We start from the raw sequence: 24,259 nt of genomic DNA, 5'->3' as shown, positions 1-24,259 counted from the left end.
GGGTTGCGTTGGGTTGCGTTGACACGCACTGTGAATGCAAATGTTCTGCGCCGGATGTACTAGATACGTTAACCGCGCGGACGTGTCAGCGGATCGACGGCAGATGCTTCGACGCCTCACGCAGCGTAAGCGGCGACATGATGTCCTTCGAAGCGGAAAGAAAGGCGCTCACTGCGTCCGGTTGATGCCACGCGTAATCCCGCAACGCCCAACCAATAGCCTTGCGGATGAAGAAGTCACTCTCCGCGGCCAGCAAACGCGCGTACCCGAAAAGTCGCTCTTCGTCGGTATGCTCGCGCCAGCCTAGTTGATGAATCATGGCAATGCGCCGAACCCATAGTGATTCGTGCTGGAGTGCCGCGTCCATCGCTGCCTGCACCCCTGGGGTATGCGCTCGCGCTGCTTTCAGAACGTCTCCGACAACACCCGCCAGCGGATCGATCGAATCCCACCAGGGATACCGCTTCGCGAGCGTCAATAAGTGTGCGATGTCTGCGGCCGCAAGCGTCTTCCATTTGCGTGCCAACAGGTCGGTCGCGACGTATTGGCATTCGCGTTCCGGCATCGACCACAGAACATTCGCGCAGGCCAGCAGATGATCGGCGCTCTCCACCGGCAGCCGCTTGAACACCGGCAATACCGCTTGCCGCCGCAACGGTGTCGGCACACCGATGAACTCGAAGTGGTTACGCATATAGGCGCGCATCGCAAGCGCGCGCTGAGGGTCAGCGTGCGGCTCGAGTGCCGCCCTGATCTCTTCACCGATGGCGCCGGGCGTCATTGGGGAAAGCGCTCGACATGAATTTCGCCGCGCCGTCCGAAATATTGCACCTGACGTCCCGCGATCCAGACGAAATATCCCACGCATCCCGCGGCCATTGTTCGATGCACAAACTCCGGATATTTGACCGTACCGCTCTGTGCGCCACGCACGGCCTGATTGACGGCATCGGCATCGAACGCGTCGGCGATAGCGACTTCCGCTCCCGGTAGCGAGATCGAATACGTCTCGCCGCCGGCGGCATAGTAAGTGTGCTCACCGCGCCGGTAGTCGGTGAAATACGATTCGATGCCAGCCTCGCTAAGCGCACGGACGACCGAGCCGAAGTCAATCGAGCCGGCATGGGAGCGTTGCGCGCAATCTTCAGCAATGCGGCGGCTTTCCTCGTTCAGGTTTGCGGACATGTCCATCTCCAACAGGGTTGAGTGTTTATTCGACTGGAACCGCCTTCAGACCATGGACTGCGACGACGTTTTTCATGGCGTCGACAATCGCCGCTTTAACCGAAGCGGGTAGGTGGCCGAAGAACTCTTCATCGTTTTGATCGGCCAGTTGCGCCAGTTCGGGGACGAGCATCTTTCCTGCGGCGCTCAGCGCCACGACGTGATTGCGGCGGTCGTCTTCGACTGTCGCCCGCTCGAGAAGCGCTTTGGCCTCGATACGCGCCAGCAGTTTCGATACGGCACCTTTGCTCATGCCGATGCGCGCGGCCAATGCCGTGGCGGACGTCGGACCCGAAGCGTAAATTTCGCGGAGCAGCACCCACTCGGACACCGTCACGCCATGTGCTTCCACTTTCATCTGGAAACCATGCGATACGTGATTCGACACGAAGCGCAACCAATAGCCGACGTGCGCTTCGAGGTCGCTAACCGGTTTCTTTTTCCTGCTAGCCGAACTGGCAATGTTGCCTTTGTGGTGAGGACTGGGCATCGAGGGGGTACAGGTATTTGAGGAGCGTTGATCGAATATTAGTTTCCTAGGAAACCATTGTCAAGCTCGCTGGAAAACTGATCGGTGAGGGTACGGGTACCTGCTCCCGAATTCCCTCACCTTTGAGTTTGGAGTGCATAGACAGGTAGCCATATTCTCACCTCGGCCGCTCCCGAATATTCTCACCTATCGGTTTTGGGCGCCTTCCCTACCGTCGTAGTGGTGGATTTCCTGGAAATCCTCACCTTATGACAAGTGCGTGTTCGACATGACAATTGCTCGCCTCCTGGAATCGCTCACCTTTCATCGACGTGATGCCACAACCCCTGGAACAACTCACCTTTCGTCGAGATAGCCGGGTCTCCTGGAATTCCTCACCTTTAGCTATCGAGGGCTGCATGTGTCATGCATGCACTACGGTTGACGATGTGTGAACTGGACCGGGACGAGCAACTCAGGACGATGATGCGGCAGAGTTGCAGGGGCCGCCGCGCAAAGGGCAGCGCCACCGGCAGCTCACTCGTACGTTCGTAACATCCGTATCTGCTCCTGCCAGCGCGCCATGACTTTGTCAGGCTCATGCAATCGAAACGTTACGCCGCTCAGAATGTCGAATTGAGCGCAAGAACTCGTCTACGCTCAACTGAGCCGCATGAGGCCATCCGTCGGCATCAACGGCCGCAAGTCGAATCGCTTAGCCCGATCGAGCTTTCAGGTCTCGCCGTGAGACTGGCGCGAACGCCGCCTGACACTCGCTCAAATCACAGGCGGCGTATCGCGTTCGATCATTGCTTGCTGGACTTTGCCGCAGCCTGCTCAATCAGCTTCGCGACTTCGGCGGGATGCGACATATAGGCCACATGGCTCGAGTTGATCTCAACCGTCGTGCTTCCGGCGCGCTTGGTCATGAAGCGCTCCAGCTCGGGATTGATCGCGCGGTCTGCCGTTGCGACGACGGCCCAACTCGGCTTGGTTCTCCAGGCTGCTTGCTGGATCGGAACGCCGAACGCCTGGGCCGCGGGCGTTACCTGTGAGATAGCCATGAAGTTTGCTTCGGCCGTGGGCAAATCTGCACAGAAGTCTTCGTGGAACATCGCCTGCTCGATGTACAGGTGGCCATCCGCAGTCGGCTTGATGGATTTAGACGCGGGCGGCATCGTCTTGGTCAGATCGAGGGGGCTTTCCCCCGTATCGGGCTGGAATGCTGCTACATAAACGAGGCCGACCACCTTGTCGTCGTTGCCAGCCTCGGTCACCACCGCCCCACCGTAGCTATGGCCGACGAGAATCGTCGGACCATCCTGCTGGTCGATCACCCGGGTGGTCGCCTTCACGTCTTCGTCGAAAGACGTTTCCGGCTCCTGCACGACAGAGACCTTGTAGCCGTCGCGTGTCAGGATTTTTGACACGGCCTGCCAGCCCGAACCATCGGCGAAAAATCCGTGGACCAGGACAATGTTCTTGACCGGCGCGGCCATCGCTGCATGCGAACCGAGAGCGGCAAAGGAAACGGCAAGTGCAGCAGCGATACGGGTTACAGATGAGGTTGTTTTCATTTTCGTGCTCCATGAGTTTGGGTAATGAAAAGACATCGGCAAGTGTTCACAACGCTGGCTCATATTTTTATGAGTAGGACTCTTTATAATTTGATTGACTGAACTCCACGCGTGGTCTGCAACTGATACTGATCAGTCTAGGCGGGAGCGACGAATCACTCCATCACACTGTGGTCGACATCGCGCTATACCTTGGTTTGGAATGGGTAAACCGCTACATGTTTTTTTTTCTTGAGCCCGGGAATAGCGGATAGGACATGGCACATCTCGTGCGCCGCGACGATTGCTCGTGCTCGCAATGGCAACACGCGTTCGTGGACCACCCGCTCGGGAAACTAGACACATTGGGCGTTACTGCAGACGGTACACCTATGACCGCCCGCCTCCTGGCGGGCGGTCATAGGTCACACTGACAAGGGGGGTTTCGGTCGCAGCCGTCCGACGGTTACGGCGCCTGAATGGCGCGTATGAGCCAACTAGCCAACTCTTCAGGGTCGATCGGCTTTTCCAGCACGCACAGTGCGCCCTTGCGAGCCGCTTCCATCAGAACACTCGGCGCGGCATGGGCCGTGACGAAGATGAACGGAGCAAGATGTCCGGTTCTGCGAAGATACGCGAGCAGCGCGAGACCCGACATCGGCCCCATCCGGATGTCGCAGACCACGCAATCGCAAGGCTCGCCGATGCCTCGCAAGAGAAAGTCTTCGGCCGATTCATACATCCTGGCGCGCAGACCCATTGAGCGGATCAAGGCCTCGGTGGATTGTCGGACCGACAGTTCATCGTCTATGACGCAAACGGTTTTATCGCCCACGGGTCTTCTCGTGTAAAGCCAGGCTCGCGGATTCGAGTCTCGAAGCGGATAAATTACATCTGCAGACTATCTTGCCGCGATGCGTCATGTCACTATCCTTAGGTATAGTATTGGTATCCACCATCGAAAACTGTCCGTGTCGCAGTGCCCCGGTGTCACCATTCCGGTCCATTACACTGTCTTTCGAGTCACATGAGTACAACGCACCGCGTACAGTTGTCACATGGTCCCAAGGCCGATGTCGCCGCGTCCGCCGACGCCACGCAAGTCAATCTCTTCGCCGCTGCGCCGATCCCCATCCTGCTTGAAGACTGGTCGCAGGTATTCAAAGCGCTGCTCGCATTAGAACAAAGCGGTGTGACCGACATCGACCGCTACTTCGACGAACATCCGGATGCAGTTGGCGAACTGCGCAAACTGCACCGTTTCGTGGATGCCAACGACGCTGCGGTACGTCTGTTCGAAGCGGATTCGAAGGAACACTTCATGGCGAAGGCGAGCGACATGCTGCCGGCCAATCGCAACAGCAACAGCGCGGTTTACCGGGCCATGTTCAAACGAGGGACGGCCTGCCAGGGAGAACGTACGCTCGTGACCTTCTCTGGCCGCAAGGTGCCGATTGTCTGGCGCTGCTCTCTGCCGAACGATCTGGAAGGCTATCGGCGCCTTTTCTTCTATGCCTTTGATGTAACGGAACAGAAAGAAAATCGCGACCGGCTGGAGGCACTGCGTGCGGAAATGGCGCGCTCTTCTCGCGTTTCGCTGTTCGGCGAACTGGCGGCGTCCATTCTTCACGAGATCAGCCAGCCGCTTTCAGGCGTCAGAACGTCTTCTGACGCCGCACTCCGCTGGCTGGAGAGGGACACGCCAGAGATCGCCGAAGCAGTACGGGCGATACGCGATGCGAGCCGCTGGGCCAAAGACGCCACCGAGATATGCCGCAAAATGAGAGGCTTTCTGGGTAAGGTACCTGAGCGACCGGTCCAGTTCGATGCAGTGGAAGCCGTCGACTCGGCGCTTTTTCTGATCTCGCCGAAAGCCAACTCGGAGGGCATCTCGGTCGAAACGAACGTCACACCCGGCATCAAGGTCTTCGCCGACCCGTTGCAGGTCCAGCAGGTACTCGTCAATCTGCTGGTAAACGGCATTCATGCAATCGATTCCGTTCCGGCAGACCGTCGAAAACTCTCGATATCCGTTCAGGCCGATGGTGCCGATGCGACTGTTTTCGCGGTGCAAGACTCCGGCTGCGGGATCAATAGCGAGACGCTTCAATCGCTCTTCCAGCCATTCTTCACCACCAAGGCCGACGGCATGGGCATGGGTCTCACCATCGCGCGGTCCATTGTCGAACGCCACGGCGGCCGCATCTGGGCGGAAAGTCAGCCCGGCCAACACACCTGCTTCCGCTTTGCGCTCCCGGCCAATCAACCGGTTGCGCTTCCGTCCGACTGAGGATCCTTATACGCAGGCCTGTGGCGAAAACCGGCCTTGCTGCTGCACCGCAAGCAACGCGATCAGAGCGGGTAGTTTCGCCATTTCAGCGCAACCGCTTGTCCGGCTAACGCCACCAGTGAGGCAAGACCAACATACCAGGCACTCGCCAACGCATCGCCCGTCCATTTCGTCATGGAGGCAACGACAAGGGGAGCCGTTCCGCCGAACAGCGCGACGCCCGTCGCGTAGGACACCGACAAGCCCGTTGCGCGCCCTATGCGTGGGAACTTTTGCAGTATCAAGACGATGGTGGGGCCGCCGCCAAGCGCAGACGCACCCGCTACCAGCGAGATCATCGCCATCGCAGTTACATGCGTGTTATGAGCAACTACCGTTGCGAAAGCCGGGTAGACCAGCAGCGCGGTCGCGACACGGCATAGAGCCAGCAAAGTGTTCTTGCCAAAGCGATCCGCCAGGGCGCCACCCAGCAACGACGCAACCAGTGTCACGACGCCTACCACGCACGTCGTCATGAACGATGCCGACACAGTCGGCGGCGGCCCTGACACACCGTAGGTGATCACATAGATAACAACATAGGTCGGCACCGTCCCACCGACAATCAGCGCGATGGCAAACAGAGTCGGCATGGACCACCATGCGCGTCCGCCAGCGTCATGATTTTCCAATCCTGCCGGATTCGCCGGAATTGATTCACGTATGGAACGGCGCAGATAGATCTGAATAGGGACCATGATGGCGCCGAGCACCCATGGCATCCGCCACCCCCAGGCGGCCAGATCGGCAGGTTCAAGCAAATGGACGAGCCCTAATCCACAAAGACCTGCGCACACCAATGCGGCGCCCTGCCCAGCCATCTGATAGCCACCGTACAAGCCCGTGCGTCCTGCCGGGCCATATTCAACCAGCAGCGCGCTGGACGACCCCATTTCACCGCCGATCGCGAAACCCTGCATGATCCGGCAGCCCACAACAATGAATGAAGACGCGATCCCCAAGGAAGCATAGGAAGGCGTAATGGCGATGCCCAACGTACAGATCGTGATGATCGAGCCCGTCAGCAGCATTGCTGGCTTACGCCCCCGCCGGTCCGCGTAGAGACCAATGACGAATCCCCCCAGTGGCCGCGACAGATATCCCGCGGCGAACACCGCGAGCGAAAGGAGCTGATTTCCTTGCCCCGCCAGATGCGGAAAGAACGCGCGACCGATATAGGCTGAGAAAGTCGCGTAGACGAAGAAGTCGAAGAACTCGAGCGTATTGGCTGCGACGAGGGCGCAGATGTTCGCGTTTGTCAGCGGCGCCCGACGACCCGGCTCCACACCCAACGAACGGTGTTCTGCCGCCGCCGGCGAGTCGGTCTTATCGACGTACGCGTCCATGCCGTCTCCTGATGGGCATCTTGGTGGGCAAAGCGAGGGCTATTGCCGATACAAGCAATCCGATAAACGATGTTCCGTCAATGGCCGGATGTTTCAGCCGCGGGCCGAGCAGGCACGCCAAGCACTTCCGATTTGCGAACCAGATCCGCTAGCGACGAAGCGTTCATCTTTCGCATCACCGCCGCACGATGCAGTTTCACAGTGATGACACTCAGACCGAGATCCCACGCGATCTGTTTGTTCAAGACGCCGCTAACGACATAGGAGAGCACCTCGCGCTCACGCCGGGTCAGCGTTTCATAGGCGCGGTGCAATTCACCGCGCGCCTTGTCCGCTGTGCGCCGCTTCTCGTCAAGCAGCAACGCCGCGTTGACGGCATCGATCACTTCCTGGTCGGCGAATGGCTTCACCAGAAAATCGACCGCTCCGCCCTTCATCGCGCGCTTGCAGATATCGACGTCTGCGAAGCCCGTCATGAATATGATGGGCACATGGGGCTGACCGTTGGTCTGTTGCTGGAACACAAGGCCGCTTTCGCCACGCAGGCGGACATCGAGCAGCAGACAGCCGGGCAGGTCTTCGGCATGGCTTGCGCGGAATTCCGCGGTACTGGCAAAGGTATGCACCTGCCAGCCGACCGATCGAAGTAGCGTGTCAAGAGATGTGCGCACCGCGGCGTCGTCGTCGACCACGTAGACGATGGGGGCGGACTCCTCTTCTCTCGCTCGAGTTATCATTTAAGGTAATCCAAGTTCCGCCGCAAACATGCACGCCGGCACCCCGCCTGTTCCTGTTATTCGGCTACCGCCCCTCTTTCAGGAACGCCGAGCGAAGTAATCGCTGAACTATCGAATCCGGCAGTAACGATCTGAGCAGTAGCAACGCCGCCGTATCGCTGGTGGGAAATCGCAACCTCGAACCGGTGCTGACCGATGCCTGATAAATAACATCTGCTACCTTTTCCGGCAACAAGGATTTGGCGGCACTCACGGACATGCGCCGGCGAATAGTGGATACCTCGCGCTCATAGGGCGCGTCTGTCATCCACGTATGCTCAAACCCGGTCCTGATGCCGGAAGGCTCAACCAGTCTGACTTTGATGTCGAAGGGCATCAATTCGTAACGCATTGCCTCGGTTAAACCTTCCAGAGCGAACTTCGCTGCCGCGTAAGGTGCCATAAACGGCAAACCCAGCCGGCCGGCAATGGAGGTAACGTTGACAATGGTTCCTTTGCGTCTCCGCCTCATTCCCGGCAGCACCGCCTTCGTGACTACCGTTGAACCCAGCACGTTTGTCTCGAAGTGCTCTTTCAATGTTGCGATCGCCATCGCTTCCAGTGGTCCTGCGAGCCCGGTTCCCGCGTTGTTCACCAGCACATCGATATGTCCGAACCGTTCCTCCGCCTCTGCGACTGCGGCGTTCACCGATGCATGGTCCGAAAGATCGAGACGAATGCCGAGGAAATCATTGTCGCCTTGCTGCGGGCGCAGAGTTCGCGGATCACGTGACGTGGCTGCAACTGCCCAACCTTGTGATCGGAAGTGCTCGACGGTCGCCTTGCCGACACCCCCTGACGCCCCAGTGATGAAGGCCACGCGACGCTGCTCTTTATTTGGAACGTTCGATCTGGTTTGAGTCATTCGCAATATACCCTGTCAGCCACTCACATTCGCGCGCAGCGCGTTCAAGGCGACTTCGGCCGCCTCCTGCAGATGCTCCGGCGTTGCGCCTCCCCGTGCCGCGATCATTAATCCTGATCGCACGCTGAGCAGAAACCGAACAGCCGACTCCGGTTTGATACCTGTGGATATTTCGCCTGCAGAAATGCCTTCACGCACGAGGTTCTCCAGCACAAGATCCAGCACCGACCCACTGTGACCCATTGCTTGCAATACGTCATCCGCGCTTTGCCCGAATTCACCGATTGCGTTGACCCCCATGCAGCCGAGCTTTCGCCGGTCAGGGGGCAAACGGGCAGGGGACGAAAGGAGCGCACGCAGTGCCTGCAATGACGACGCCTCCGCGCGAAACTGTGCAATCAGTTGCGAAACGCTCTGCGCGCTGTACAGACTCAGCGCTTCGAGATAGAGCTTTCGCTTGTCGCCGAAAGTGTCATACAGACTCTGGCGTCCGATGCCCATCGCTTCAGTAAGCATGTCCGTCGAAGTCGGCTCATAGCCATGCTCCCAGAAAACTTGCATTGCTGCAGCCAGGGCTTCGCCACGATCAAATGATTTTTTCCTAACCATGGATTTATCGTATCACATCTTGAACGATCAGTCCAAATTGGCGTTTGCGGCGCGCATTCTGCCGTATCTCGATGAGTAGATCCATGCTGAAGGTTCCAGGCGCATTCGCCTCAGATGGCAGCGCAAATGCGTTGCTGTAGGCAATGGCCGAGCGCTCACGCCTGACGTACCAAAAATCGTTCAGTCGTCTTGAAGGTGAGTTTATTCAGGATGGTGAGGAGTTCCAGGAGCTGAAGCAACCGAATGAATCGGCTCAGAGGCCTCTCTTTCAAACCGTAGGCCTCAGCTCCCGAAAAACCTCACCTTATTCAGGCGGTTTTCCAAAAGTCGCAACTTTATTGCCCCGCTACGCTTACTTAAAACTTCACCTTCAACTGAAACCCGATCGTGAACGGAAGATCATCCGAGGGGATCGGCGGAATCACAATGAAGTTAGCCCCGACACGCTTGTAGTCGACCATCACAATCGGCGCGACCACGGGTCCGATCGTATGGTTGCGGCCCAAGCCCCAGTTGCCGTAGTTATAGCCCGAGATGATCCCGCCGATCGCCGCAATCCGCACGATGCCCCAGTGCGCGAACTCGGGCGCCCAGACACCCCCGCCATAATAAGAAGGACGCCGCAGTGAGTTGCGAAAGCCGCCGGCAGTCACTGCCCATTGGTTGTTGAGCCAGCATTCGACACCGAGGCCGGGATTGAACTGCTCGAAATGCGTGTTGGGGTCGGGGTTGATGTGATACGAGCCGAGCATCGCATCGACCCATACGCCGCCGTCGCACCAATTGCCCGCGTGCGCAGCGGACGCTGCGGCCAGACTCGCGACAAGCGCCACGGCGGTACGCCGAATGTTCTTCTTGATCAGCCGAAAATGCATATGTTCTCCGCCACCGATCGAGCGTCGGTGTCATCCATGTTCTAGGTATTTTTGCTTGCCGTCCGTCGCGCACTGTACCTCAACCCGCACTGGCGATGTGGAGGACACGCTCGGGCGCGCGGGCACAGGACCTGCCGCGCAGCGCAGATGCAACGATAACGGAGAACCGATGGCAGAGCGGTGAACACCCGCAGGTGCCCACCTCAATCTCTGGGAGAGGTCTAAAGGCCGAGGTCGGACAGGCCCGGATGATCGTCGGGGCGACGCCCGAGCGGCCAATGATAAAGACGGTCGGCCTCGCGGATCGGCAGATCGTTGATGCTGGCATGACGGCGCGCCATCAGCCCGTGCTCATCGAACTCCCAATTCTCGTTACCGTATGAACGGAACCAGTTGTTCGAGTCGTCGTGCCATTCGTAGGCAAAGCGCACGGCGATGCGATTGTCCGTGAACGCCCATAGTTCCTTGATCAGACGGTAGTCGAGTTCCTTTGCCCATTTACGGCGCAACAGGCCGACGATTTCCGCGCGGCCGTGCGTGAATTCGGCGCGGTTGCGCCAGATGCTATCCGGTGTGTAGGCGAGCGATACGCGTTCGGGATCGCGGGTATTCCAGCCGTCTTCCGCGGCGCGCACTTTCTGGATCGCGGTCTCACGTGTAAACGGCGGTAGCGGCGGGCGGGTTTCGATCGGGTCGGCCATGGTAGTTCCTCAGTCAGGTTGCGGTGCGCCGGGATGGCGGTCGTTTGCGTGGGGCTTTACGCGCGGATTGACCCGCGAGTGGGTTCGATTCGCTTGCGGACTCGGTATCGAGCAAGGCTTCCGCGGCGGCTCGTGCATCGAGTGCGGCGTCTGCCTCGCCGCTCACCAGCGCCACGGCGATAGCGCCGTCGAGCAGGATCAGCCATTGGCGCGACAAGCGCGCGGCGCGGCGCGCGTCCATGCCCGATTCAGCCGCGTAGTCATCGCACCGGGTTCGCACGAACGCGAGCAGGCGTTCCTTGTGTTCACGCGCGACGATCCGGATCGGATCCTCTGCGGAGGCGATTTCGCCGGCCGCGTTCAGGAACGCGCAACCATGAAAATCCTCCGATGCAAACCATTCGCGCAGCACATCGAACATGCCGAGCAGATGTTTGCGCGCCGTCTCGCCATGCTGCAGCGTGCCCGCGATAAACCATTTCATCCAGCGTTCGTCGCGCCGCTCCAACGCAGCGGCGACAAGCGCGTCTTTCGATTCGAAGTGCGTGTAAAAGCTTTTACGCGCGGTGCCGGACTGCTTGACGATCGCGTCAACACCGGTGGCATGGATGCCGCCGGCGTAGATCAACGCCTCCGCGGCATCAAGCAGCCTTTCACGAGCGCTGCCTGATGCAGCCGATTCAGTTTGGGTTTGAGTTTGAGCAGCCATGGACGAAGGGTAGAACGATCATTCTCCTTCGTCAAGTTTTTGTTCGCTTCAGCGGACCAGGTACGCTTGCTGCTATTGTGATGACGGTCGATCAACCGGGATGAATCTCATGAGCCGCTCTCCTGTCCGCGCAACGCTGGTGCGTGCGCTGCTCAGCGCAACGTTGTTGACTTCGGTGGCCTGCACGCCCGTGCAAGTGCTCACGCATACCGTCAGCCAGAACGAAGCACGCGTGCCGGCCGGCCGCTACGACCTCGATCGGGATCATTGCAGCATTACCTTCGACATCGATCACTTCAAGTATTCGCGCTTTACCATGCGCTTCGATCGCAAGCAGGGGCAACTCGACTGGAACGAAGGCGGGATGGACAAGAGTACCGTGGCGATTACAATCGACGCCGCGAGCATCGATACGAATGTGCCGCTACTCGACAAGATGGTAAAAAGCGAGAGCATGCTCGACGTCGCGCGCTATCCGGAAGTGCGATTCACCAGCACGCACTTTGAGCGCACCGGCGAATCGCGCGGCACGTTGACCGGCGATCTGACGATACACGGCGTTACGCAACCCGTGACGCTCGACGTAACCTTCAATGGCTTCGCTCCCGATCCGCTCACGAAAAAAGACACGCTCGGCTTTTCCGCGGACGGTCATTTCAGCCGCGCGAAATTCGGTTTGGCGACGTGGTATCCGGCTGTCGGCGACGATATTCATGTGCGCGTTCAAGCCGAGTTCGAAAAAACGCCCGCAGGCGGTTAAGCGCGGGCGTTTTGTTTCAGCAGCTGCGCTCGAGCGCAGCGCGTTTTCAACTCACGCAGTGGTCCAGTCGAGAATCACCTTGCCGCTCTCGCCTGAAAGCATCGTGGCAAACGCTTCCTGATAGTCGTCTACCTTGAAATGGTGCGTGAGGATCGGCGACAGGTCCAAACCGCTTTGCAACATCGCGACCATCTTGTACCAGGTCTCGAACATCTCGCGGCCATAAATGCCCTTGATTTCGAGGCCTTTGAAAATCACCTGAGTCCAGTCGATTGCGGTCTGCGCGGGCGGAATGCCGAGCAGCGCAATCTTGCCGCCGTGGTTCATCGCTTCGAGCATGCTCGTGAAAGCGCTCGGCACGCCGGACATTTCGAGCCCGACGTCGAAACCTTCGGCCATGTGCAGATCGGCCATCACGTCACGCAACGATTCACGCGAGACGTTCACCGCCCGCGTTGCGCCCATCTTGCGCGCGAGTTCGAGGCGATAGTCGTTGACATCGGTAATCACCACATTGCGTGCGCCAACGTGTTTCGCAATCGCCACCGCCATGATGCCGATCGGTCCGGCGCCGGTGATCAGCACGTCTTCGCCGACCAGGTTGAACGACAGCGCCGTATGCGTGGCATTGCCGAACGGATCGAAAATCGCCGCGAGGTCGTCGGAGATTTCAGGCGGAATCTTGAATGCGTTGAAGGCCGGAATCACGAGGTATTCGGCGAATGCACCTTCGCGATTCACGCCGACGCCCACCGTATTGCGGCACAGATGCCGGCGTCCCGCACGACAGTTGCGACAGAAGCCGCAAGTGATATGCCCTTCGCCCGACACGCGATCGCCGATCGCAAAGCCGCGCACTTCCTGACCCATTTCGACGATTTCGCCGACGTATTCATGGCCGACATGCATCGGCACCGGAATCGTCTTTTGCGCCCAGTCGTCCCACTTCCAGATATGGATATCGGTACCGCAGATCGCGGTGCGCGTGATGCGGATCATCACGTCGTTGTGACCGACTTCGGGCTTCTTCACATCCGTCAACGTGAGACCCGGTGCGCGTTCGAGTTTTGCCAATGCTTTCATATGCGCCTCAGTTTCAGATGATGCCGAGTTGACGGCCAACGCGCGCAAATGCATCGACAGCTCGATCGATTTGTTCCGGCGTGTGCGCGGCGCTCATTTGCGTGCGGATTCGCGCGCGGCCTTTGGGCACGACGGGGAACGAGAAGCCGATCACGTACACGCCTTCCTTCAACAACGCGTCGGCCATATTCGATGCGAGTTGCGCGTCGCCGAGCATGACCGGAATGATCGGGTGCTCGCCGGGCACGAGCGTGAAGCCGAGCGCGCTCATCGCACGGCGGAAATGCGCGCCGTTTTCACGTACGCGCGCGCGTAGCTGCGCACCTTCGTCGCTGGCGAGCAATTCGAGTACTTTCAGCGAGGCGGCGGCAATGCTCGGCGTCAGCGTGTTTGAGAACAGATAGGGGCGTGAGCGTTGACGCAGCAGATCGACCACTTCCTGACGCGCGGCAACGTAGCCGCCCGATGCGCCGCCCAGCGCTTTGCCGAGCGTGCCGGTAATGATGTCGACGCGCGACAGCACACCGCAATGTTCCGGCGTACCACGCCCATGCTCGCCTACGAAACCGACTGCGTGCGAATCGTCGACCATCACCAGCGCGCCGTAGCGGTCGGCGAGATCGCAAATGCCTGCGAGGTCGGCGATGATGCCGTCCATCGAGAAGACGCCGTCGGTGGCGATCAGTTTGAAGCGTGCGCCGGCGGCGTCGGCTTCTTTCAGCCTGGCTTCAAGATCGGCGAGGTCATTGTTCTTGTAGCGAAAGCGCTTGGCCTTTGAAAGCCGCACACCGTCGATGATGCTCGCGTGATTCAGTTCGTCGCTGATGATGGCGTCGTTGTCGTCGAGCAGGGTTTCGAACAGACCGCCGTTCGCATCGAAACAGCTGGAGTAGAGAATGCAATCGTCGGTTTGCAGGAATGCGGCGAGCGCTTTTTCGAGGTCCTTGTGCACGGTTTGCGTGCCACAGATGAAACGCACCGACGCCATCCCGAAACCGTCGTTATCCAGACCAAGTTTGGCGGCTTCGATCAGCCGCTCGTCGTTGGCGAGACCGAGATAGTTGTTCGCGCAGAAATTCAGCACGTCCGTACCGTTCGCGAGACGCACGTCCGCCGACTGCGGGCTGGCGATCACGCGCTCGTTCTTGTAGAAACCGTCAGCGCGAATCTGCTCGAGAGTGCCGCGCAGATGGGCGAGGTAAAGGTCACGCATGAACCAGACTCCTGAAAGGGTGGTGCGCCCATCGGCGACATGCCCGGTATTTCCGGCATGTTCGACCTCGAGGCGGGCTGTTATAGTCGGCTGTCAGTTTTATCGGATATTTTCGTTTTTCCGAACTAAAATCCGGTATGTCGAACAACTCTAAACGATAGGTCAGTAAATGGCAAGTTCGGGAATCCGCCGCGCAGCAGCCACCGCGGCCCCCCCTTCAGGCGCGAATCCGATTCCGGCGATCGCTGCACCGCCTCGCGTCGGCGAGCAGATTCAGCGCCTGCGCGCCGAACGGCGCATGACGCTCGACGATCTGTCGCGCGCGGCCGGTGTGTCGAAATCGATGCTCTCGGAAATCGAACGCGACAAGGCCAATCCAACGATCGCGGTCGCCTGGCGTCTGACGAACGCGCTCGGCGTCAATCTCGATTCACTGTTCGCGCCGCAGAAGGCGCCGGAGGCGATTGCTGTCTCCGGCCCGCACGACATCCCGACTTTGAGTGGGCATGAGGCCAAGTATCAGTTGCGCGTCTGGGGGCCGATCGAATTGGCCGGCAAGTTCGAGTGGTACGAGTTGACGCTGCAGCCGGGCGGGGCGCTGGTGTCGAACGCGCACGAACCCGGCACGCGTGAGCACCTGACGGTGCTGCAGGGATCGATCGAGATCGAAGCCGCGGGCGCAACGAAACGGCTCAAGGCCGCGGACACCGCGCGCTATGTCGCCGACGAGCCGCACGCGATCCGCAACGCCGGCAAGAGCGAGGCGAAAGCGCTGCTGGTGGTGATTCACGGCTGAGGGGCGCCGCACCATTGCTGGCTGTTGGCGGAAATGGGCTGGATGGGTCGTTCGGCTAAGGTTGCACGAGACACTGTATATTTGTACAGTACAGGGTATCGACTGGAGCCGATAATGAACGACCTGACCACCGACCAAGCCGAGCATGCTCTGGCCGCGTTGCGCTATCAAACCGCGGCGCGCGATCTTGAACACATTGTGCGCAACATCGCCGCGCGCTACATCGTCCAGCAGGTGCCGCTCTCGTGGCGCCTGCTCCATGCAATCGAAGCCGAAGCATTGGCGGATCTCGGGTTTGCCAGTCGGCACGACGCGATCATGCTTGGCCTGTTCCAACGCCCGTCCGAGTTGCCCTATCCGGAAACGGACGAGGCGGTGGACTTCGGCACATCCACCGCATTGCCGGCCGTGTTTGCGTTCGCCGTCTCGGCCTATGAAGAGGCGGCACGCCGCGCCGCGCAACCCGCGTCTAAAGGCGCGCCGATAAAGCACGCACGGGCGTGGGGCGACTGACTTAGGTGCTGTACTTTCGTCGGTTGCCACCTACAATATGCGCAACTAACGGAAAGATAGCTCATGTCACCTCCTCATCTGTCCGACCCGGTCCCGCGCCCGGCACCCTCGACCGATCTCTTCGATCGGGAACGCGAAGACTGGCGCCGCGATCCGCAAATCGCTTTCGACGCGTGGCTTGCCAAACAACATTTCAGGCGCTCTTCCGCTGAAGTCTATCAAGCGCAGTGGGGACTTTTCCTCGACTGGCTTGCAGTTCGCCAGAAGAGTCTGGTCACGGTCGATACGCAAACCATCGCTGAATTCGTGGGCGGCCTCGCGATCCGAAAACCACAACGTGTCCGGTATTTGCGGCTCATCGAACAAGTGCTGGACCACGTGCGAGAAATCGAATCCGCATCGACCAATCCTGCACGTTTCATTGCTCAGGATGGCGAAGCAGCATGGCGGAACGCACGCGATAACGAGCCGACCGGATTCCTCAACCATGCCGAACGCGCCGCGCTCATTGCCCTTCTGTTTTCGCCCTTACCGGCCTTATCTGTCGCGCAGCGCTGGAGGGAGCGCCGCGACCGGGCATTGATCGCCGTGTTTCTCGGCGGCGGCATTAAGACCGGCGAGGCTGCTGCGCTTACAGTTAGTTGCGTGAATGTCGGCTCGCCGTGGGTGACGATCGAGTCCGCGAATCCAATGCTGACGCGGCGTACGCGGCTCGCGTCCTTCGCGGCCGCCATTCTTGACGCATGGCTTGCCGAACGGCGGCTTTCCGAACTGGCCGGCAATCTGGTCTTTCCCGCGTCACCTTCAGGACGCCCAATGCACAAGGCAACCATGTTGCGCGCAGTCGATGCCTTGATCGACGCAGCAGGCATTGCCGCATCGCGAACCTCGCGTGCCAGTCCGCAAACTTTGCGCAATACCTTCGCGGCAGATCTGTTCGAGAGCGGGGTTGAAGCGGAACTGGTCGGGCAATGGCTGGGATTTGTACAGGCAGTGTCTGCCAACCGTCTGTATCGAGCGTGGCAAAGGTGGACGGATCAACAGGATTCGCCGGTTGCCGATGTCCCGGATCCAGCGGCGCCTCCACTATCCCCACCTAGGCAGGGCGGGCGTTTGACGAGAAAAGGGGGATCGGGCAAGCCCTGAAAATACTCACCCTTCGCGTCCCGAATTTCCTCACCTTTGGCGATTTATCCGCTATGACGCCCGCATTGAGACAGTCATACCGGCGCTGCAATCGAACCGCTCGCCAAAAACCGGCTGACCGCTTCCAGCCTTGATCCGCCGGGTCCTGACGAGTGATCGCATTCCGGACACTGCAACTCGAAACGGTGATCCACTTGCGACAACTCGGGTTCACCTTCCTCACATTTTGGGCAGCGCAGTGGCAACGTGACATGGCCGTCCGCCGCGGTGCCGATCGCCGCCAGCTCGTCGGCCGTGAGCCTGCCCGCTTCGACCAGTGAACACAACAGGTTCGCGATCGCGGGATCGATTCCCTGTTGGCTGCGTAGCTCAGCAACTTCTTTCGTCAAAACATCCACTTCGTTGGATTGCTCGCGCAGTTGGGCGTCGAGCCGGTCACCACGCGCCTTGGCTGTGGCGAGTTGCTGGATAAATTCGAATTCCTTGCGGCTCGCGTCACGCACTCCCGATTGGTAGGTCGCCGCCATGCTGCGTAAAGAATCGAGCTCGACCAGCATCGGCTTCACACGCCGTTCAGCTTCGGCGACGGCGTCCTTGATCTGTTGCGCATAGTGTTCGGTGCTTTGGCGCAATTCGACATGGAGTGCATCGATCCGGTCGCGGAGTGCCGCATTAGTCGCCTGCTCGGTATCGAGGCGTTGGCGTAGCGCTTCGTTTTCGCCGTCGAGTCGGCGCACCGTGGCTTGCAAGCCTTCCTGGTGGGCTGTTCCATGTGTCGTGGCGCTGGATAGCTCGGTCTCGAGCGCGCGAACGCGTTCCCATGCGGCTTCGGCCCTGAGTTCGCTCCGCTTGATCGCTTCTTCCGATACGTCACAGCGAATTTCTGCTTCTCGCGCGCGTTGGTCGGCTGCGATGACCTGGGCTCGAATCTCCTCACGTTCACCGTCGAGGGTCGAACGGGCATGCACGACGGCTTCCTCAAACAGGACGCCCAACAGTTCGCCGGCCCGATCTTCCAGGGCTTTTGGAATAGCTCCCGCTCCAACTTTCACGCGTGACACCGTTCGGATGCGTTCCCAGAAGTGGTCGATGTCCTTCGGGATATCGCTTGCGCTGCCTGTTTGGGTCAGGTCGCGAACGGCGGCCATGGACGGACGAATTCCCAAATCGAAGAAAAGTCGCTTGCACGCATGGAGTGACAATTCTTGCCGCCTTGCCCCGCTAGCCCTCAACGATTCAAGCTCGTCGCGAATGGCTTGCCGTTCCTGATCCAGATTCATGTATACCTCGATGTCGCTCGAATTGGATGAATCATAACAATTTACGTATTGTTTGCTACGTATTTGTTTGTGGCGGGTGTTGTTGGGTCAGGTGCAGTGTTTTGGGGCGAACGATGCTTCAGGAGATCGGTGCCAGCAGCGGGTTTCCGTGAAACAAAACTAAGATTAGCCAATAAACTATTGTTATTAAAGGAATTTCAGTAGTTTCTTTCTGATCGCTCACTGTTTCACGAACGTGTGATGGGAGCGGTGTGGGTGGAAAGGTCTTGTCCGAAGGACACGCGGGGAAAGTCTAGAGAGTAATAAAAGTAAACACCTTTGAACCCATGTTAAAAACGTTAACGCCATGGCAAACCCTTATCTGGCAGGGGTTCCAGCCCGACAAGGTGAAGCTTTACGGGAGTGGTGGTGAGGTCTTGCGGGAGTGTTGAGTGATGAGGTTCGGGGGCCTCGGTGAGCGGGTCCGGGACAGAACGTGAGCGGGTTCGGGAGCTACTCCCAAAGTGCGATTTGCCCAAAGGTGAGATTTTGCGGGACCTGAGCGTCCGGGATCGCCCGGCGGCGCTCAAAAGTGGGCGCGGAGCCCGATTGGCCCGAAGGTGAGCGCTTTCGGGACCACTGCGGACCCTGGATTTTGACCTTATTTGGGCCTCGTTAACCCCATTGGTGAGTCAAGACGGGAGAAAACGCGAACCGAAGGTGAGACTTTCCGGGGCCGAGGTGCCTTTTTTGCCTCAATTTTGTGCATTCCGGGCCCAAAGGTGAGTGTTTTCGGGAGTTGAATTGGATTCTGGCCGAAATTCGATCTGTTGCATCAATAGGGGTCCTTGGTCATCCTTGTGGAAAGGTGAGCGAATTCGGGAGGCGTGGATCGAGGCGTGAGCCGGCTTGCCGAAATGCGTGTTTTGGACCAAAGGTGAGATTTTTCGGGAGCCTTTTTGGACGCTTGTGATCGCTAAGGTGAGGAAATACAGGACCAAAATCGCCACAACAGGGCGGAAAAGCCCTACGGACGTTGTCGGAGCCGTTCCGGTTTCGCGGGCATTGAAATTCTAAGGTGAGGTTTTTCGGGGCCTCTTGGGTTGCGGCCGGAAACGTCAGATTTCACCGAAAAGCCGTTAAAGGTGAGGATATACGGGAGGTCGTGGCTGTGGCTTAGCTAATGGTTACCCGGTAACTCAATGAAATCATTGAATAATTTTTTTGCGCTGCGCAAAGGTGAGGTTTTTCAGGAGGACTTTTTCATAGCCTGCGCAAGCCGTCTATGGACCTATAGGTGAGGCTTTTCGGGGGTATTTTTCGGTGTTTTTTCAGCGCCCCAGGTCTGGAGGCCGCGTCGTTCCGAGCGTTCAGCTGGCGTTAAGGTGAGCTTTTTCGGGGAAGGTTGCCGCGACTCCGATTTCGCTCTCGAGTGAATGAGGTGTTCTGCTTGAGGTGTTCCGCTGCCAGGTTCGGTGGCCTTTGCTCAAATGCATATACGGCGATTACTGTGCGCTTCTGTGCGGCGAAGGCTTTGGGACCGCAATCGACGCGTGGTTGCATGCCGGTGAGCTTCGTGGCAACGCCCGTCTGGCTAGGGGCGGCTCGGCGCGCTTGCTGCGCCGGTGATGAAGTCGACTGCGGTTGCCACAAGTTTTCCCCTGGTCCCCTCCCCTATCCGCTGAAATTGGCCGAAGCGCGCTCGCGCCACCAACTGAGTGCTCGTGCGCTCCGCTCGCACCGTGCGTACGGCCAAAATTCACGAAAATTTTTTGAGGTGAGAAGATTCGGGATCAAATGACTCCCGTTCGCGGCAGGTCAGAAATCGGTCGACTTTTCGGAAGGCCGCGACCTGTAAGGATGCCCCGAACCTGGCGTGAAACGGATGAGGTGAGGGTTTTCGGGAGTTGCTCGAGGTGAGTTGCGCCTCGTAAACTCACTTCACCGGGAACGGTGAGACGCATGCTATAGACGCGTATCACCACAGCCGGTATGCTCTCGCCAAATCCCTCCTCGACCAGACGCATGGCCACGAAGCGCGCGAAGAAGACCGATGTAGTCAGCCCGAGCTCGGCCGAATTACGCAAGGCCGTTGAGGCGATTGCGATCCAGCCCAAGAGCGGCAAGATCACGCTCCTCACCCGTAAGCTGTTCAACGTTCTCCTCGCTGTTGCCCAGCAGGCTGACGAGTCCGGCGACACTTATCGTGCCTTGCTGTCCGATATCGTCGCCAATTCGGCATTCGATTCGAACGACACGGCGCTCGTGAAAGAGCATTTGCGGCGCATGGTGTCGGTGCAGGTCGAATGGAGCACCGGTACGTCCAGCCAGAAACCGGGCCGTAAATGGGGTATTTCCACGCTGATTGCCGACGCGGAAATTCTTGAAGATCCCACCACCCGCCGCGTGTGGGTGGAATTTTCGTTTGCACCGAAGATCAAGAAGAAGCTGCTTGATCCGGTTCAGTATGCACGGCTGAGCCTGCAATTCCAGAGCCAGCTGCGCAGTAGCGCGGGTCTCGCACTCTACGAGATTTGCGTTCGCTACCTGACCAACCCGAGCCATCTGACGATGCGCGAATCATGGGAATGGTGGCGCCCCATCCTCTCCGGTACGCCCGACACTGAAGCGGGCGACGAAGCGAAGCGCGAGTACAAGTACTTCAAGCGCGATTACCTGCGCCCGGCCATCGCCGAGGTGAATGCGGTTACCAATATCTTTGTCGAATTGATCGAGCACCGGGAAGGGCGCCGTGTCGCCGAGATCCAGTTCCGCGTGACCGAGCGCAAGCAGCCCATGCTTGCACTCGACGAACACCCGAATGTGTTTGACAGCACGTTGGTCGACCGGATGGTGAAGATCGGTATTCCGTTGAAAGAAGCGCAAACGCTATATGCCGATAGCGAAGAAAACCGAATTCGCGCGGCTCTGCAGATGACCGAGCAACGCATGCGCAGCACGTCGTTGCCCGCTGTGCGCAGCGCACCGGCTCTGTTCAAGGACGCGTTGAAGAAAGGCTATGCGCCGCCGGTCGAGGCGCTGCCCTCCGGTAGCGGTGGCAAAGCCGCGGTCGCTGCGCCGGCGGATGACCTGAAAGCGCGTCTGCTTGGTGAGTACTCGGCGGTTCGCCGCAAGGAAGCGCGTGAGCTCTACGACGAGCAAGGTGAGTCCGAACGGGAGATCGCGCGGAAATCGTTTGAGGAAGATGAGTTGCCGGATCTCGGCACGCACATGCGCGACGACTGGCGCCGTCGTGGGCTGGATTCGAAGATCGTTGAAACGGCGTTCTTCGATTGGCTGGCTCGTAAAACGTGGGGCGAACCCACCGATGGCGATCTGCTCGCCTTCACGTTGAGCCAATCGCGCGCGGCGTAATTCATCAAGATCACATCAAGAAAAACGGCGGCACACTTTTGTGTGCCGCCGTTTTTTTTCCTACCGATGCTGCTCCCTCTGTTACTTCAGCATCTTTTCAATCTGACGAAGAATGTCATCGCGCTTCTCACGCGTGAGGCCCTTCAAGCGTAGTTCGATCCGATCATCGCCATACGATTTCAGATCGCCGACTGAGACACCGCCGAGCTTGATTTCCAGACGCTGTGCATAGCGTTGCCGGCCTGCCGGCTTGGTGCTTTCCTGTGCGCTTGCCCTGCCCTTCACGATGTCTGCGACTTGTCGCGTGCTGAGATCGTCCGAGAGGATTTTGTTAATCAGGCGCAGCGTAGCGTCGGCGCCGCGAGCAGTGTGATAGCGGCCCACCTGATACGCCATATTCGAGCCGAAGCGGTCAGGCCTTGCGACCATTTCATGCATGACCGCCTCGGGTAGCTTTGCGATCGACAGGGCGACCGCGATGGTCGATTCGTCCAGCCCGAGATGCTCGGCGAGCTCTTTCTGGCTCTGGAAATGGCGATCGTCCAGAAAGCGTTTCCAGACGACGGCGTTGTCGAATACGGTCTGCGAATCGCGCTGGACGTTGAGGTCGTAGCCGAGCTTATAGCTCTGTATGCCGATCGGCAGATCGATCACGATCGCCTTCACCGATTCCTTGTTTGCTTCTTTGAGCGCTCGCACACGCCGGCCGCCGTCGCTGACGAAATAGGTGCCGGGATTGTCGTAATCGGGGATGACGTGAATCGCCTGCTGCTGGCCTTGCTTCGCCAGATTGACGGCAAGCTCGGCAATCGATGCCTTCAGATAGAAATGGCGCGGATTGAACGGGCTCGGTTTGATCGTTTTGAGCGCAAGCTCGATGACCTGACCGGGCCGGTAAGCGTGCTCGATCCGCCAGGCGCGGTAGGCCGCGGACTCATTGGCGATATCGGCGGCTTCGACTTCCGCGAGGTCCTGGGACATGACCGGCTGGATTGTACGGGTCGGCACATCGCCAGTCGTGGCGCCATTCTTGACCAAACCGTCGATCGCGTTCAGACGATCAAGGGCGGTTCGTTTCTCGCTGCTGGTCGTATCAGGACGTGCTTGAAAGCCTTTGGCGAATTGGGAGGGTTTCATTCAGGGTCCTTTATGCGCATAAATTCAGGGGAGCAGGGCTGCGATCTCGTTGGCGCACGCCCGTACTTCGATCGCGGCGAGCTTGGCACCTCGATCGTTCATCTGAAGCACTGTCTGCCCTAACGCCATGGCCTGTTTATAGGCTTCGCGCGTTGGGATCTGAGTCTTAAGTAATGGGAAGCCGAGCTCTTCCAACGCGCGCTTCAGTTCGCGCGTCAGCATCCGTTTCTCTTCGGTCTTATTCAGCAGAAAGACTGCGCGCAGGTCCTCGTTCATGACCTGGGCTTGCTGCACGAGCTTCACCAGCCCGACGCTCGACCAATAGTCGGCGGGTGATGACGACGTCGGCATAATCGCGACGCTCGCTGCGAGCAACACGACGCCGGACACTTTCTCGGTGATGGAGGGCGGGCAATCGACGACGATAATGTCGTAGTCAGCCACGAACTTCTTGATCTCGCGATGGATCTGGCTGCCGGCTTCGGAGAGGTTGACGACTGGAAAGGGGATGCCGGTTTCGCCGTCTGATGATGCACTGGCCCAGTGGACCAATGTGTTTTGACCGTCTGCGTCTACGACAAGGACGCGTTTGCCTTTTTCATGGAACGCAGCCCCGAGGTGCATCGCGATTGTGCTCTTCCCGACCCCACCCTTCTGCTGTGTTACCGCGATGATTTCTGCTGCCAATCTTCACCTCCTCTTTTTAGACGCAAAAGGATTTTACCTGGATGAATTCGCATTTCAATCGTTTTTGTGTAAACGCGAGAAGAATTAGCCGATCGGGATAGGTTTATGCGCATAAAGAGCGTGGCATAAGGTAGCGGAGCAAAAGCGCAGAGGCTGTGAAGCGCTTATCAGGGGCGACGCGCGTGCGACGTCTGGGAGATGTCTTGCGCTATGAGGTATCGGAAGCGTGAGGCGGCTACATGGTCCAGCGTGATGCTGGGGCCGACGTCTTTGGGTTCAGCTTGTGCGGGAGCAGTCATCTTGCATTCGACACTGCCCTGCTTGATCAAGACCGCGTTGGCGCAACGCATCGCTTTTGCATGATCTCGCGGTTGACGGCTGCGAGGTACATCTGGGCGCGAACATGGAGCGTGAGTTATTTCGCGCGCTGACCTTTATGCGCATAAACCTGTCGGGAATTACTCACGCGTGAGGTGGAGGCGCCAACATCTCTGGACTTTGACCGTATGGATCGATGCATGATCCTATCGGCACGGCACGGCACGGCACGGCACGGCACGGCACGGCACGGCACGGCACGGCACGGCACGGCACGGCACGGCACGGCACGTTGGGACTGGGACTGGGACTGGGACTGGGACTGGGACTGGGGGGGCGGCCGCACGAAGCACGGCATTCACGCAAATAGCTGCCGGCACCCAATATGAGTCGAAGCATTCAGCAGAGCGTCGAACCCGCCGCCAAGGCGGCACGTGACAACAACTTCCCACAGGCGCTTTATGCGCATAAACCGAACGACATAATCACCAACGGGCAACGCCACTGTCCTGC

At 58.9% G+C, this 24,259-nt stretch carries 24 protein-coding genes; 7 read left to right on the top strand and 17 right to left on the bottom strand.

Annotated features, from left to right (window positions below; translation table 11 throughout):
• Window positions 1-85: 85 nt before the first annotated feature.
• The 5 genes from PQQ95_RS18090 to PQQ95_RS18070 all read right to left on the bottom strand — a co-directional run bounded on the left by PQQ95_RS18090 (window position 86) and on the right by PQQ95_RS18070 (window position 4,084).
• Window positions 86-781, bottom strand: coding sequence for a DNA alkylation repair protein (locus PQQ95_RS18090; protein WP_408438827.1), 696 nt, complete (start codon window positions 779-781; stop codon window positions 86-88).
• Window positions 778-1,185: a DUF1398 domain-containing protein gene (locus tag PQQ95_RS18085; protein ID WP_408438825.1), complete on the bottom strand. Its 408-nt coding sequence runs from the start codon at window positions 1,183-1,185 to the stop codon at window positions 778-780. The genes PQQ95_RS18090 and PQQ95_RS18085 overlap by 4 nt, the downstream gene beginning before the upstream one ends.
• 25 nt (window positions 1,186-1,210) lie before the next feature.
• The gene (locus tag PQQ95_RS18080) at window positions 1,211-1,714 is read right to left on the bottom strand and encodes a MarR family winged helix-turn-helix transcriptional regulator (RefSeq protein ID WP_408438823.1); all 504 of its coding nucleotides are present in this window, start codon (window positions 1,712-1,714) and stop codon (window positions 1,211-1,213) included.
• 785 nt (window positions 1,715-2,499) lie between these two features.
• Window positions 2,500-3,270: an alpha/beta hydrolase gene (locus PQQ95_RS18075; protein WP_408438821.1), complete on the bottom strand. Its 771-nt coding sequence runs from the start codon at window positions 3,268-3,270 to the stop codon at window positions 2,500-2,502.
• A gap of 445 nt (window positions 3,271-3,715) precedes the next feature.
• A complete protein-coding gene (locus tag PQQ95_RS18070; protein ID WP_408438819.1) occupies window positions 3,716-4,084 on the bottom strand; it encodes a response regulator transcription factor in 369 nt (122 codons plus the stop codon).
• 357 nt (window positions 4,085-4,441) lie between these two features.
• Between PQQ95_RS18070 and PQQ95_RS18065 the strand changes: the two genes are divergently transcribed.
• Window positions 4,442-5,539 (top strand): PAS domain-containing sensor histidine kinase, encoded by a 1,098-nt coding sequence (locus PQQ95_RS18065; protein WP_408438818.1) that lies wholly within the window; start codon window positions 4,442-4,444, stop codon window positions 5,537-5,539.
• A gap of 62 nt (window positions 5,540-5,601) precedes the next feature.
• Here PQQ95_RS18065 and PQQ95_RS18060 read toward each other — a convergent pair whose 3' ends face one another.
• The 7 genes from PQQ95_RS18060 to PQQ95_RS18030 form a co-directional block, all read right to left on the bottom strand.
• Window positions 5,602-6,924: an MFS transporter gene (locus PQQ95_RS18060; protein ID WP_408438816.1), complete on the bottom strand. Its 1,323-nt coding sequence runs from the start codon at window positions 6,922-6,924 to the stop codon at window positions 5,602-5,604.
• Window positions 6,925-7,001: 77 nt separating this feature from the next.
• Complete coding sequence (locus tag PQQ95_RS18055) at window positions 7,002-7,661, bottom strand: response regulator transcription factor (protein ID WP_408438814.1); 660 nt, start codon at window positions 7,659-7,661, stop codon at window positions 7,002-7,004.
• A 64-nt stretch (window positions 7,662-7,725) separates the two neighbouring features.
• Window positions 7,726-8,565: an SDR family oxidoreductase gene (locus tag PQQ95_RS18050; RefSeq protein ID WP_408438813.1), complete on the bottom strand. Its 840-nt coding sequence runs from the start codon at window positions 8,563-8,565 to the stop codon at window positions 7,726-7,728.
• Between the two features lie 15 nt (window positions 8,566-8,580).
• Window positions 8,581-9,126, bottom strand: coding sequence for a TetR/AcrR family transcriptional regulator (locus tag PQQ95_RS18045; RefSeq protein ID WP_408438811.1), 546 nt, complete (start codon window positions 9,124-9,126; stop codon window positions 8,581-8,583).
• Between the two features lie 404 nt (window positions 9,127-9,530).
• Complete coding sequence (locus PQQ95_RS18040) at window positions 9,531-10,049, bottom strand: hypothetical protein (RefSeq protein ID WP_408438810.1); 519 nt, start codon at window positions 10,047-10,049, stop codon at window positions 9,531-9,533.
• A gap of 221 nt (window positions 10,050-10,270) precedes the next feature.
• A complete protein-coding gene (locus PQQ95_RS18035) occupies window positions 10,271-10,750 on the bottom strand; it encodes a nuclear transport factor 2 family protein (protein WP_408438808.1) in 480 nt (159 codons plus the stop codon).
• Between the two features lie 13 nt (window positions 10,751-10,763).
• A complete protein-coding gene (locus PQQ95_RS18030) occupies window positions 10,764-11,459 on the bottom strand; it encodes a TetR/AcrR family transcriptional regulator (RefSeq protein ID WP_408438806.1) in 696 nt (231 codons plus the stop codon).
• Window positions 11,460-11,568: 109 nt separating this feature from the next.
• Here PQQ95_RS18030 and PQQ95_RS18025 point away from each other — a divergent pair, with 109 nt between their 5' ends.
• On the top strand, window positions 11,569-12,219 hold the full coding sequence (locus PQQ95_RS18025) for a YceI family protein (RefSeq protein WP_408438804.1): 651 nt from the start codon (window positions 11,569-11,571) through the stop codon (window positions 12,217-12,219).
• 51 nt (window positions 12,220-12,270) lie between these two features.
• On the opposite strand, the gene tdh is transcribed toward PQQ95_RS18025, so the two are convergent.
• Window positions 12,271-13,302 (bottom strand): L-threonine 3-dehydrogenase, encoded by a 1,032-nt coding sequence (gene tdh, locus PQQ95_RS18020; protein ID WP_154566436.1) that lies wholly within the window; start codon window positions 13,300-13,302, stop codon window positions 12,271-12,273.
• 13 nt (window positions 13,303-13,315) lie between these two features.
• The gene (locus tag PQQ95_RS18015; RefSeq protein WP_408438802.1) at window positions 13,316-14,515 is read right to left on the bottom strand and encodes a glycine C-acetyltransferase; all 1,200 of its coding nucleotides are present in this window, start codon (window positions 14,513-14,515) and stop codon (window positions 13,316-13,318) included.
• Between the two features lie 169 nt (window positions 14,516-14,684).
• Here PQQ95_RS18015 and PQQ95_RS18010 point away from each other — a divergent pair, with 169 nt between their 5' ends.
• The 3 genes from PQQ95_RS18010 (at window position 14,685) to PQQ95_RS18000 (ending at window position 16,970) form a co-directional block, all read left to right on the top strand.
• Window positions 14,685-15,311 carry a helix-turn-helix domain-containing protein gene (locus PQQ95_RS18010; RefSeq protein WP_408438800.1) on the top strand — a complete coding sequence of 209 codons (627 nt, stop codon included), beginning with the start codon at window positions 14,685-14,687 and terminating at the stop codon, window positions 15,309-15,311.
• A gap of 114 nt (window positions 15,312-15,425) precedes the next feature.
• Entirely contained in the window at window positions 15,426-15,824 is a 399-nt protein-coding gene (locus PQQ95_RS18005; RefSeq protein ID WP_408438799.1) for a DUF2471 family protein, read from the top strand.
• 63 nt (window positions 15,825-15,887) lie between these two features.
• Window positions 15,888-16,970, top strand: a complete 1,083-nt coding sequence (locus tag PQQ95_RS18000) for a tyrosine-type recombinase/integrase (protein WP_408438798.1) — start codon at window positions 15,888-15,890, stop codon at window positions 16,968-16,970.
• 74 nt (window positions 16,971-17,044) lie between these two features.
• Here the strand turns inward: PQQ95_RS18000 and PQQ95_RS17995 are convergent, their stop codons facing one another.
• Window positions 17,045-18,250, bottom strand: coding sequence for a DNA-binding protein (locus PQQ95_RS17995; protein WP_408438796.1), 1,206 nt, complete (start codon window positions 18,248-18,250; stop codon window positions 17,045-17,047).
• A gap of 2,004 nt (window positions 18,251-20,254) precedes the next feature.
• Between PQQ95_RS17995 and PQQ95_RS17990 the strand changes: the two genes are divergently transcribed.
• Entirely contained in the window at window positions 20,255-21,604 is a 1,350-nt protein-coding gene (locus PQQ95_RS17990; protein WP_172172610.1) for a replication initiation protein, read from the top strand.
• Between the two features lie 81 nt (window positions 21,605-21,685).
• On the opposite strand, the gene PQQ95_RS17985 is transcribed toward PQQ95_RS17990, so the two are convergent.
• Both PQQ95_RS17985 and parA read right to left on the bottom strand, forming a co-directional pair.
• Window positions 21,686-22,741, bottom strand: coding sequence for a ParB/RepB/Spo0J family partition protein (locus PQQ95_RS17985; protein WP_408438794.1), 1,056 nt, complete (start codon window positions 22,739-22,741; stop codon window positions 21,686-21,688).
• Window positions 22,742-22,765: 24 nt separating this feature from the next.
• Window positions 22,766-23,428, bottom strand: a complete 663-nt coding sequence (gene parA, locus PQQ95_RS17980) for a ParA family partition ATPase (protein WP_054034704.1) — start codon at window positions 23,426-23,428, stop codon at window positions 22,766-22,768.
• 518 nt (window positions 23,429-23,946) lie between these two features.
• Here parA and PQQ95_RS17975 point away from each other — a divergent pair.
• A complete protein-coding gene (locus tag PQQ95_RS17975) occupies window positions 23,947-24,135 on the top strand; it encodes a hypothetical protein (RefSeq protein WP_408438792.1) in 189 nt (62 codons plus the stop codon).
• The last annotated feature ends 124 nt before the right edge of the window (window positions 24,136-24,259 follow it).

The sequence above is a fragment of the Paraburkholderia caffeinilytica genome (assembly GCF_046030355.1).
Classification (GTDB): Bacteria; Pseudomonadota; Gammaproteobacteria; order Burkholderiales; family Burkholderiaceae; genus Paraburkholderia; species Paraburkholderia caffeinilytica_B.
Note: the sequence above shows the minus strand (reverse complement) of the source record. Positions and strands in the feature narration are given on the sequence as shown.

What these genes read in the sequence shown, in the direction of transcription:
- PQQ95_RS18090 (WP_408438827.1), bottom strand. Translation starts at nt 781, where the DNA reads ATGACGCCCGGCGCCATCGGTGAAGAGATCAGGGCGGCACTCGAGCCG.
- PQQ95_RS18085 (WP_408438825.1), bottom strand. Translation starts at nt 1,185, where the DNA reads ATGTCCGCAAACCTGAACGAGGAAAGCCGCCGCATTGCTGAAGATTGC.
- PQQ95_RS18080 (WP_408438823.1), bottom strand. Translation starts at nt 1,714, where the DNA reads ATGCCCAGTCCTCACCACAAAGGCAACATTGCCAGTTCGGCTAGCAGG.
- PQQ95_RS18075 (WP_408438821.1), bottom strand. Translation starts at nt 3,270, where the DNA reads ATGAAAACAACCTCATCTGTAACCCGTATCGCTGCTGCACTTGCCGTT.
- PQQ95_RS18060 (WP_408438816.1), bottom strand. Translation starts at nt 6,924, where the DNA reads ATGGACGCGTACGTCGATAAGACCGACTCGCCGGCGGCGGCAGAACAC.
- PQQ95_RS18055 (WP_408438814.1), bottom strand. Translation starts at nt 7,661, where the DNA reads ATGATAACTCGAGCGAGAGAAGAGGAGTCCGCCCCCATCGTCTACGTG.
- PQQ95_RS18050 (WP_408438813.1), bottom strand. Translation starts at nt 8,565, where the DNA reads ATGACTCAAACCAGATCGAACGTTCCAAATAAAGAGCAGCGTCGCGTG.
- PQQ95_RS18045 (WP_408438811.1), bottom strand. Translation starts at nt 9,126, where the DNA reads ATGCAAGTTTTCTGGGAGCATGGCTATGAGCCGACTTCGACGGACATG.
- PQQ95_RS18040 (WP_408438810.1), bottom strand. Translation starts at nt 10,049, where the DNA reads ATGCATTTTCGGCTGATCAAGAAGAACATTCGGCGTACCGCCGTGGCG.
- PQQ95_RS18035 (WP_408438808.1), bottom strand. Translation starts at nt 10,750, where the DNA reads ATGGCCGACCCGATCGAAACCCGCCCGCCGCTACCGCCGTTTACACGT.
- PQQ95_RS18030 (WP_408438806.1), bottom strand. Translation starts at nt 11,459, where the DNA reads ATGGCTGCTCAAACTCAAACCCAAACTGAATCGGCTGCATCAGGCAGC.
- PQQ95_RS18025 (WP_408438804.1), top strand. Translation starts at nt 11,569, where the DNA reads ATGAGCCGCTCTCCTGTCCGCGCAACGCTGGTGCGTGCGCTGCTCAGC.
- tdh (WP_154566436.1), bottom strand. Translation starts at nt 13,302, where the DNA reads ATGAAAGCATTGGCAAAACTCGAACGCGCACCGGGTCTCACGTTGACG.
- PQQ95_RS18015 (WP_408438802.1), bottom strand. Translation starts at nt 14,515, where the DNA reads ATGCGTGACCTTTACCTCGCCCATCTGCGCGGCACTCTCGAGCAGATT.
- PQQ95_RS18010 (WP_408438800.1), top strand. Translation starts at nt 14,685, where the DNA reads ATGGCAAGTTCGGGAATCCGCCGCGCAGCAGCCACCGCGGCCCCCCCT.
- PQQ95_RS18005 (WP_408438799.1), top strand. Translation starts at nt 15,426, where the DNA reads ATGAACGACCTGACCACCGACCAAGCCGAGCATGCTCTGGCCGCGTTG.
- PQQ95_RS18000 (WP_408438798.1), top strand. Translation starts at nt 15,888, where the DNA reads ATGTCACCTCCTCATCTGTCCGACCCGGTCCCGCGCCCGGCACCCTCG.
- PQQ95_RS17995 (WP_408438796.1), bottom strand. Translation starts at nt 18,250, where the DNA reads ATGAATCTGGATCAGGAACGGCAAGCCATTCGCGACGAGCTTGAATCG.
- PQQ95_RS17990 (WP_172172610.1), top strand. Translation starts at nt 20,255, where the DNA reads ATGGCCACGAAGCGCGCGAAGAAGACCGATGTAGTCAGCCCGAGCTCG.
- PQQ95_RS17985 (WP_408438794.1), bottom strand. Translation starts at nt 22,741, where the DNA reads ATGAAACCCTCCCAATTCGCCAAAGGCTTTCAAGCACGTCCTGATACG.
- PQQ95_RS17975 (WP_408438792.1), top strand. Translation starts at nt 23,947, where the DNA reads ATGATCCTATCGGCACGGCACGGCACGGCACGGCACGGCACGGCACGG.